The 9867-nt window shown below is 70.4% G+C and carries 7 protein-coding genes and 1 pseudogene; 4 read left to right on the top strand and 4 right to left on the bottom strand.

The window, feature by feature from the left end:
- The 4 genes from Q0116_RS13875 to Q0116_RS13860 form a co-directional block, all read left to right on the top strand.
- Nucleotides 1-1673 (top strand): sensor histidine kinase (locus Q0116_RS13875; RefSeq protein WP_297889592.1); only part of this gene is annotated, 1673 nt, incomplete at its 5' end.
- A gap of 123 nt (nt 1674-1796) precedes the next feature.
- Nucleotides 1797-4712, top strand: a complete 2916-nt coding sequence (locus tag Q0116_RS13870; RefSeq protein WP_297889589.1) for a DEAD/DEAH box helicase — start codon at nt 1797-1799, stop codon at nt 4710-4712.
- A 41-nt stretch (nt 4713-4753) separates the two neighbouring features.
- Complete coding sequence (locus Q0116_RS13865; RefSeq protein WP_297889586.1) at nt 4754-6259, top strand: stage II sporulation protein M; 1506 nt, start codon at nt 4754-4756, stop codon at nt 6257-6259.
- Between the two features lie 79 nt (nt 6260-6338).
- Entirely contained in the window at nt 6339-6689 is a 351-nt protein-coding gene (locus tag Q0116_RS13860) for a hypothetical protein (protein WP_297889583.1), read from the top strand.
- A 10-nt stretch (nt 6690-6699) separates the two neighbouring features.
- On the opposite strand, the gene Q0116_RS13855 is transcribed toward Q0116_RS13860, so the two are convergent.
- The 4 genes and pseudogenes from Q0116_RS13855 to Q0116_RS13840 form a co-directional block, all read right to left on the bottom strand.
- Entirely contained in the window at nt 6700-7089 is a 390-nt protein-coding gene (locus Q0116_RS13855; RefSeq protein WP_297889580.1) for a DUF6276 family protein, read from the bottom strand.
- A gap of 85 nt (nt 7090-7174) precedes the next feature.
- Nucleotides 7175-7876: a V-type ATP synthase subunit D gene (locus tag Q0116_RS13850; protein WP_297889577.1), complete on the bottom strand. Its 702-nt coding sequence runs from the start codon at nt 7874-7876 to the stop codon at nt 7175-7177.
- A gap of 95 nt (nt 7877-7971) precedes the next feature.
- Nucleotides 7972-9396, bottom strand: coding sequence for a V-type ATP synthase subunit B (locus tag Q0116_RS13845; RefSeq protein WP_297889575.1), 1425 nt, complete (start codon nt 9394-9396; stop codon nt 7972-7974).
- A 2-nt stretch (nt 9397-9398) separates the two neighbouring features.
- Nucleotides 9399-9867: pseudogene (locus Q0116_RS13840) on the bottom strand (V-type ATP synthase subunit A); the annotation flags it as partial.

Raw genomic sequence — 9867 nt, 5'->3', positions numbered from 1 at the left:
ACGCGTGGGAGCGCCGCGTACACCCCGACGACGTCGAGGCCGTCGAGGACGCCCTCTCGGCCCACGTCGCGGGCGAGACGAAGTACTACGAGGCCGAACACCGGATGCGCACCGCGGCGGGCGGGTGGAAGTGGATCCGCGACGTCGGCAAGATCGTGGAGCGCGACGGGGACGGGGAGCCGGTCCGCGCGGTCGGGATCCACCTCGACGTCGACGAGCAGAAACGACGCGAAGAGGAGCTGATACGGACGCGGCGGGTCATCGAGCGGACGCAGGAGGGCGCGTCGATCGGCTGGTGGGAAGTCGACCTGGCCGAGGGAGAGCTCACGTGGAGCGACGAGGTGTACCGGCTCCACGGGGTGCCGACGAGCGAGTCGGTCGAGCTGGCCGACGGGATCGAGTTCTACCACCCGGACGACAGGAAGACGATCGGGGCGGCGTTCGATCGGCTGACCGAGGACGGCGAGTCGTACGACCTCGAACTCCGAATCGTCACGGAGAGCGGTCGGACACGGTGGGTCAGGACGGTCGGCGACCCGCAGTACGACGAGGACGGAGAGCTCGTCGGCGCGTTGGGGCTGCTCCAGGACATCACCGAGCGGAAGGAGTACGAGCGGGCCATCGAGTCGACGCGCGAGGAGCTCCGGAAGATCATCGACCTCGTGCCCGACCTGGTGTTCGTGAAGGACCGCGAGGGCGAGTACCTCCTCGCCAACGAGGCGACCGCGGCGGCGTACGGGCGGACGCCGGCGGACGTCGAGGGGAAGACCGAGGGAGAGATCATCCCGGACGCCGACGACTCCGCGGAGTTCCGCCAGGACGACTTGGAGGTGATCGAGTCGGGCGAGCCCAAGACGGTCGGGGAGGAGACGCTGACCACGGCGGCCGGGGAGACGCGCATCCTCCAGACGACGAAGATCCCGTACGAGGTGTCCGAGACGGGCGACGACGCCGTCCTGGGGTACGCCCGCGACGTGACCGAGCTCAAGCGGTACGAGCGGACGCTCGAAGAGCAGCGGGACACCCTCATGCTGCTCAACCAAGTCGTCCGCCACGACATCCGGAACCAGCTGATGGTGGTCGAGTCGTACACGGAACTGCTCGCGGAGTCGCTCACGGACGAACAGAGCCGGACGTACGCGCGGACTGTCATCGAGGCGGCGAAGCAGGCGGCCGACATCACGGAGACCGCCAAGGACGTCACCGACGTGCTGCTACAGGTCGGCGTCGAGCAGACGCCGATTCCCCTTCGAACGGAGCTCGACCGACAGGTCGAGCAGGTCCGCGCGGACCAGGACCGCGCGACGGTGGCGGTCGAGGGCGTGATCCCCGACGTGACCGTGATGGCCGACGACCTGTTGGAGGCGGTGTTCCGGAACCTGCTGACCAACGCGGTCGTCCACAACGACAAGGGCGTGGCGGAGGTCACGGTCTCGGCCGAGGCGACGGACGACGCCGTGCGCGTGTCGGTCGCGGACAACGGCCCCGGGATCGACGACGACCACAAGGAGCGGATATTCCAGGAGGGCGAGAAGGGGTTGGAGACGGGCGGCACCGGGATCGGGCTCTACCTCGTCAAGACGCTCGTCGACAAGTACGACGGCGACGTGTGGGTCGAGGACAACGACCCGACCGGCAGCGTGTTCGTCGTCGAACTGCGCCGCGCCGACTGACCGGGCTCACCGATTCGCGCTGCGCCGCCGGCGAGGAACCGAGAGGACGGCGGCCGCCGCGTCCGGATCTCGCACAGCGACGGGCTTAATCGCCCGAGCGCCCAACCGTAAACGATCACAGCCATGGCGGAACCGTCGGGGATGGACGCGTTCGCGCACCTCGGGAGCGAGGTCCGCGCGGCGCTCTCGGAGCAGGGGTTCTCGACGCCGACGGAGCCGCAGCGCGAGGCGATCCCGCCGCTCGCGGCCGGCCGGAACGCTCTCGTGCTCGCCCCCACGGGCACCGGGAAGACGGAGACAGCGATGCTGCCCGTCTTCGACGCGATCGTCGACGCCCGCGACGCCCCGGGCGACCCGCCGCGCGAGGGGATCTCGGCGCTGTACATCACGCCGCTCCGCGCGCTCAACCGCGACATGATGGACCGCCTGGAGTGGTGGGGCGACCGCCTCGGCGTCGAGGTCGCGGTGCGCCACGGCGACACGACGCAGTACGAGCGCTCGAAGCAGGCCGACGACCCGCCGGACGTGCTCATCACGACGCCGGAGAGCCTCCAGGCGATCCTCACCGGGTCGAAGATGCGGGTCGCCTTAGAGGACGTCGCGCACGTCGTCATCGACGAGGTCCACGAGCTCGCCGCCGCGAAGCGCGGCGCGCAGCTCACGGTCGGGCTCGAACGCCTGCGCCGCGTCGCGGGGCCGTTCCAGCGGGTCGGCCTCTCCGCGACGGTCGGCGACCCCGAGGAGGTCGGTCGGTTCCTCGTCGGGACCGGGAGACGCGACCCGGACCGCGAGGGCGACCGCGGGTTCGAGACGGTCGAGGTCGCCGCGGGGACGCGGACCGACGTACGCGTCCTCGACCCCGAGATCACCGACCGCGACGCGACGCTGGCCGGCGAGCTCGCGGTCGACGAGACGACCGCGAGCCACGTCCGGACGATCCGCGAGATCGTCGCGGACCACGAGTCGACGCTGATCTTCGTCAACACGCGCCAGACCGCGGAGGCGCTCGGATCGCGGTTCAAGACGCTCGCGGAGACGGAGCGGGACCGCGGCGACGACGACCCCACCGAGATCGAGCTCCACCACGGCTCGCTCTCGAAGGAGGTCCGGATCGACGTGGAGGACCGGTTCAAGTCGGGCGACCTCGACGGGCTCGTCTGTACCTCGTCGATGGAGCTCGGCATCGACGTGGGGCGCGTCGACCACGTCGTCCAGTACGGGAGCCCCCGCGAGGTCGCCCGCCTGCTCCAGCGCGTCGGGCGCGCGGGCCACCGCCGCGACCTCGTCTCCGAGGGGACGATCGTGACGCAGGGCGGCGACGACACGCTGGAGGCGCTGGCGATCGCGCGCCGCGCCGGCGAGGAGCTCGTCGAGCCCGCGAACATCCACCACGGCAGCCTCGACACGGTCGCCAACCAGATCGTCGGCCTCGTCATGGACGAGGGGGAGATCCACGCCCGCGAGGCCTACCAGACCGTCACGAACGCCTACCCGTTCGCCGACCTCTCGGAGCCCGAGTTCCAGGAGGTCGTCCGCGAGCTCGACGGGAACCGCCTGCTGTGGCTCGACGAGGAGACGGACACCGTAGAGAAGTCTGGCGGCACCTGGCAGTACTTCTACGCGAACCTCTCGATGATCCCCGACGAGTCCACCTACGAGGTGTACGACATGTCCTCGCGGCGGGGGATCGGGACCTTAGACGAGCAGTTCGTCGTCAACTTCGCCGGGCCGGGGGAGACGTTCGTCCAGCGCGGCGAGATGTGGCGGATCACCGAGGTCGACGAGGAGGAGGAGCGCGTGAACGTGACGCCGATCCCCGACCCGACGGGGGAGGTCCCCTCGTGGGTGGGCCGGGAGATCCCCGTCCCGAAGCCGGTCGCCGAGGAGGTCGGCCGGATCCGGGGCGAGGCCGCGGCCGCCCTGGAGGCCGGCTCAACCCCGGAAGCGGTCGCCGCCGGCCTCGCCGAGCGCTATCCGACCGACGAGGAGACGGTCGCGGCGGCGCTGAAGTCGGTCGTCGACCACGTCGACGCCGGCCACCCCGTCCCGACGGACGAGCGGATCGTGATCGAGGGGAGCGCCCGCACCGTCGCGGTCAACGCCGCCTTCGGCCACGAGGTCAACGAGACGCTCGCGCGGCTGCTCGCGGCGCTCGTCGGCCAGCGCGCCGGCTCGTCGGTGGGCATGGACGTCGACCCGTACCGGATCGAGTTCGAGGTGCCGAACGGGGCGGGACCGGGCACCTTCCGCGAGGTGCTGGAGACGACCGACCCGGACCGCTTGGAGGCGTACCTCGAGCTCGCCGTCAAGAAGTCGGACGCGCTGAAGTTCACGCTCGCGCAGGTCGCCGCGAAGTTCGGCGCGGTCAAGCGCTACCGCGAGGGGCGGGGGCGGTTCGGCGGCGACCGCCTGCTCGCGGCGCTGGAGGACACGCCCGTCTACGACGAGGCGCTCCGCGAGGTGTTCCACGCGGACCTCGCGGTCCCGGAGACGGCGGACCTGCTCGCCGGGGTCCAAGACGGCTCCCGCGAGCTCGCGATCGCCCGCGAGCGCACGCCGCTGGGCACCGCGGGCCGCTCGGCCGGCACCGAGTTCCTCGTCCCCGACAACGCCGACGCGGACGTGATAGCGACGGTCAAAGAGCGGATCCGAGACGACCGCGTCATCCTCTTCTGTCTCCACTGTACCGACTGGAAGCACACGACGAAGGTCCGGCGCGTCCGCGACCAGCCGGAGTGTCCGGAGTGCGGGTCGACCCGGATCGCGGCGCTGAACCCGTGGGACGACGAGACGGTGGCGGCGGTGCGCGCGCCGGAGAAGGACGACGAGCAGGAGCGCCGCACCGAGCGCGCGCACCGCGCGGCGAGCCTCGTCCAGACGCACGGGAAGCGGGCGGTGATCGCCTTGGCCGCCCGCGGCGTCGGCCCCCACAACGCCGCGCGGATCATCAACAAGCTCCGCGAAGACGAAGACGAGTTCTACCGCGACGTGCTGCGGCAGGAGCGCGAGTACGCGCGCACGCAGTCGTTCTGGGATTAGCCCGGCCCCGTTTTTAAATATCGGACGGCCGAACCGGCCGTATGGATCTCTCCGCCGCCATCACGGCAACGACAGCGACCCTCCGTCGACGCCCCGCGGACCTCCTCCCGTTCTACCTCCTCGGCACCGCCGTGCCGGTGATCGCCCGCCTCGGCACGTTCGCGGCGCTCGCCGGGGTCTACCTCCACCTCGAACTGACCGGGCGGCTCGCGACGCTCCGCGAGGCGCTCGCCGGGGCGGAACCGCCGCCGGAGACGCAGGACCCGGAGGCGCTCCGGGCGTGGGGCGAGGGGGTCGCGCCCGCGTTCGAGCCGCTCGCGACGCCGACGGTCGCGACCCTCGTCGCCGCCGGCGTGCTCGTCACGGTCGCCCTCGCGGTCCTCGCGTACGCCGCCATCTCGGCCGGGCAGCTCTCAGCGGTTATCGCGAGCCTCCGCGACGAGCGGGGGCTCGTGGGCGGGATCGCGGGAGCTCGGTCACGGTGGCTCACCTTCCTCGGCCTCTACGTCGCCGAACTGCTCCTGTGGGTCGCCGTGGTCGCGCTCGGGTCGATCGCGGTCGGCGCGGCGTTCCTCGCGAACCCGTTCCTCGGCGCGGCGGTCGCGGTCGGCGTCCTGCTCGTCGGCTTCGCCGCCGTCGCCCTCGTGCGGATCCTCTTCGCGTTCGCGCCGGTGGCCGTCGTCGTCGACGACGCCGGCGTCGTCGGCGGGATCGAGGGCGCGGGCGGCTTCGTCCGCTCGAACCCGGCCGACGCCGCCGCCTACCTCGTGGTCGCGATCGGCGCGCTGGTCGCCGTCGCCTCGGTCGCCTCCGGGATCGCGTTCCTCGGCGGCGGCGCCGTCGTCGCGCTCGCCAGCGCGGTCGTCGTCGCGCCCGCGCTCGACCTGCTGAAGACCGTCCTCTACGGCGACTACCGCGGGGCGGTCGACCCCGTCTCGCCGCCCGAGGCCGGCGTCCGCGCCCAGCTGGTCGGCGGCCTCCGCCGCGGCTGGCGAGAGCTGGTCGGGTTCGTCCGGTCGACGCCGGGCTCCCACGCGCTCGCGCTCGCGGTGGCGCTCGGGTTCGGCGCGGTCGGCTGGACCGCCGCCGCCCCCTTCGCGGAGGCGGTCCCCACGTCGATCGAGGGGCGGCTGGTGGGGCACGTCCCGCCGGTGGCCGCGCTGACGTTCTTCGGGAACAACTGGGGGGTCGCGATCGCGACCGCCTTCTCCGGCGTCGGCCTCGTCGTCCCCGCGCTCTCGTCGCTCGCGTTCAACGGCCTCGCGCTCGGGGCCACCGCCGCCCTCGAAGAGAACCTGCTCGCCCTCGTCGCGTTCGTGGTCCCGCACGGGATATTCGAGATCCCGGCGCTCGTCGTTTCGGGCGCGCTCGGCGTCCACCTCGGCGCGGTCTCGTGGCGGTCGGTCCGCGGCCGCGCGAGCCGCGGAGGGCTCGCCGACGCCCTGGAGACCGCGTTCTGGGTGACCGTCGGCCTCGGGATCCTGCTCGGCGTCGCCGCCGTCATCGAGGGGTTCGTCAGCCCGTACTACTGGCGCCCGTTCCTCTGAGCGGCCCCGACCGACGGCCCGCCGTCGCCGGCGCGTCGACTCGTCCGCAGCCTTATTACCACGCGGCCGAAGCGTCGGTATGCAGCCGCTCGCCGCCGCTATCCTCGTCGGCGTCCCGCTCTTATGGCTCGTCGGCTTCGCCGCCTACGCCTACGTCGACGCGCCGAACTACGGGATGAACCCGCGCAAGTGGGCGCTCATCTCGTTCGTCGTCCCGCTGTTCGGCTTCTTCGCGTACATCTTCGAGCGGGAGGAACAGGGGTACGACGCGGAGACCGACCCGTACGCCGGCGGGAGCGACGAGCGCAGCGGCGGCTTCGCCGTCCACGAGTCGCGGCAGGGAGAAGAGCGCCTCGGCCCGGCGGGGACGGATGCGGACGACGGCGACGGCGACGACGAGTGGAACGACCCGGACGGGATCGACCTGTAGCGCCGGCGGCTCAGAGCGCGTCGATCAGCGTCGCCCGCCGCCGGTCCAAGTCGAACGCGGCGTCGGCGGCGTCGAGCCGCCCGAGGAAGGCGAACACGTCCGCGCCCGCCCCCTCGGCGTGGCGGACCAGCGCCTCAATCGACTCGCGGTTCGGGGCGAACGACTCCAGTTTCCCACAGCAGAGCGCCAGGGCGATCCCCGCCTCTCCGGACGGGAAGACGGGGTCGACGCGGCCGAGGTCGGGGTCGTCGGTCGCCGCGTCCGCGACGCCGGCCTCGCTCGCCGGGGCGACCCGCAGACACCGCGTACAGATCGCCGCCGCGTCGGCGGGGGCGTGTTCGCGGAGCGACGACGGGACCGCGAAGGCGACCGCCTCGGCGTCGCAGTCGGGACAGGGCATGCGCGTCGCTACGGGCGGGACGCGCTAAAAGTCGGCGGCGAGAAGACGCGGAAGTGCTGATGGCGGGTCGCGACGCGGGGTGCCGTCAGTCGGCGGGCTCCGGCTCTTCGGTCTCCGCGGCCGCGGCCTCCGCGGCCGCCTCGGCCTCTTCGGCGGCCTCTTCCTCCTCTTTCTTCGCTTTGATCTTCTTCATGCGGAAGATCTCCTCGCGCTCCTGCTCTTCGAGCTTCTGTTCGATGTACTCCTGGTTCTCGTAGAGGCTCGGCAGCAGCGTGAACTCGAGGGCGTTCACGCGGCGCTTCGTGGTCTCGATCTCCGTGAGCATCTTTTTCATCGCCGTCTCCACCTCGGCGGCGAGGATGATCGACTCTAACAGTTCCTCGTAGGCGTCGGCCGCCTCGTCGATCCGCGCCGAGGAGCCGAGGAGGCCGTAGCCGCGCTCGTCGAGGTTCTTTTTGACCTTCGAAGACTCGATCTGCGGGACGACGACGCCCATGATGTTCTTCGAGCGCGTCGTGATCTCGGGGTGTTCTTTCAGCGCCGCGGCCGCGCCACGGACGGCGACGTCGCCCTCCATGGCCCGCGCCATGTCGATCGTGTGCTGGGCGGTCTCGTAGTCGTCTGCCACCTCCGAGCGGACGTCTTGGGCCTGGTCGAGGATGTCCATGAACTCCATGATGAGCCCGTCACGCTTCTGTTCGAGCGTGTCGTGGCCGCGCTCTGAGAGCTCGATCCGGTCTTCTATCGCCATCAGGTTCTTCCGGGTCGGCTTGACGTCCGTTGCCATCGCTTACCGATCTCTTCCAGGCGGGCGTGGTTAATTCTTTCCAGACGAACCAGTCGCTCGCTGGGTCGAGACGACGGTTCAAAAGGGCTGCCGGCTCAGTCGTCGGCCTCGACGGCGACGCGCTCCGACTCGTCTTCGCGGTAGTACGTCTCGATGAACTCCTCGTCGATCCGGTTGAGCTCCTCTTTGGGCAGCGTCGAGAGGAGGTCCCACCCGAGCGCGAGCGTGTCTTCGAGCTCGCGGTTCGTCTCGAAGCCCTGGTCGACGAACGTCGTCTCGAAGGCGTCCGCGAAGTCGAGGTACTTGTTGTCGCGCGCTGAGAGCGCCTCGCGGCCGACGATGTTCACGAGATCACGCAGGTTCTCACCCTCCGCGTACGCCGCGTACATCTGGTTGGCGACGTCGCTGTGGTCGGCCCGAGTGAGCCCCTCGCCGATCCCGTCGTCCATCAGCCGTGAGAGGCTCGGCAGCACGTTGATCGGCGGCTCGAGCCCCTGGCTGTTCAGGTCGGGGTCGACGTAGATCTGTCCTTCCGTGATGTACCCGGTCAGGTCCGGGATCGGGTGGGTGTCGTCGTCGCCGGGCATCGTGAGGATCGGGATCTGCGTGACCGACCCGTCGCGGCCCTTGATCCGGCCCGCGCGCTCGTACAGCTGCGCCAGGTCGGTGTACATGTAGCCGGGGTACCCGCGGCGGCCGGGCACCTCCTCGCGGGCCGCCCCGATCTCGCGGAGCGCCTCGCAGTAGTTGGTCATGTCCGTCAGGATGACGAGGACGTGGTAGTCCTTCTCGAAGGCGAGGTACTCGGCCGTGGTGAGCACCATCCGCGGCGTGACCGTCCGCTCGACGGCGGGGTCGTCCGCGAGGTTCATGAAGACGACGGAGCGCTCGAGCGCACCGGTGCGCTCGAAGTCCTCCATGAACTCGTTCGCCTCCTCCTGGGTGATCCCCATCGCACCGAAGATGACGGCGAACTCGGAGCCCTCCTCGTCGTCGCCGCCCTCCTCCTCTTCGGGCACGCTGGCCTGCCGGGCGATCTGCATCGCCAGCTCGCTGTGCGGCTGGCCCGAACTGGAGAAGATCGGGAGCTTCTGCCCGCGGACGAGCGTGTTCATCCCGTCGATGGCGGAGACGCCCGTCTCGATGAACTCCTCGGGGTACTCCCGGGAGTACGGGTTGATCGCCGCGCCGACGATGTCCTGTCGCTCCTCGGGGACGATCTCCGGCCCGTCGTCGATCGGGCGGCCGGAGCCGTCGAGCACCCGCCCGAGGAGGTCCTCGGTGACGGGCATCTTCATCGTCTCGCCTAGGAAGCGGACGGACGCGTCTCTGTCGATGCCTGAGGTGCCCTCGAAGACCTGGATCGCGACCACGTCCTCCGAGGATTCGAGCACCTGCCCGCGCAGCGTCTCGCCCTGTGCCGTCTCGATCTCGACGATCTCGTCGTAGCCGATCGCCTCGTCGACCTCGGCGTACACGAGGGGACCGCTGATCTCGGTGATGGTTTGATACTCTTTCATGATCAGTAGAGGCTCCGGAGCTCCTCGGTGATCTCCGCCTTGAGATCCTCGACGTACTCCTCGTAGTCCTCTTGCACGCCGATACGGTTAATCCGCGGGGCCGACTCGATGTCGATGATCTCCTCGACCGGGACGCCGGCGTCGAGCGCGTCGAACGCCTCGTCGTTGAACGTCTGGATCGTCGTCAGCATCAGGTACGTCTTCTCCGGCGGACAGAACGTGTCGACCGGGTGGAACGCGTTCTGCTGGAGGTACGCCTCGCGCAGGTAGCGCGCGACCTCCAGGGTGAGCTGCTGGTCGTCGGGCAGGGCGTCCTTCCCGACGAGCTGGACGATCTCCTGCAGCTCCGTCTCCTCGTCGAGCACGTCGACCGCCCACTGGCGGCGCTCCGACCAGTCGTCGGCGACCTCGTCCTCGAACCAGGGGTCGAGCTGGTCTTTGTACAGCGAGTACGACTCGTTCCAGTTGATC

Origin of the sequence: uncultured Halorubrum sp., assembly GCF_937146585.1 — an archaeon.
Taxonomy (GTDB): Archaea; Halobacteriota; Halobacteria; order Halobacteriales; family Haloferacaceae; genus Halorubrum; species Halorubrum miltondacostae.
Note: the sequence above shows the minus strand (reverse complement) of the source record. Positions and strands in the feature narration are given on the sequence as shown.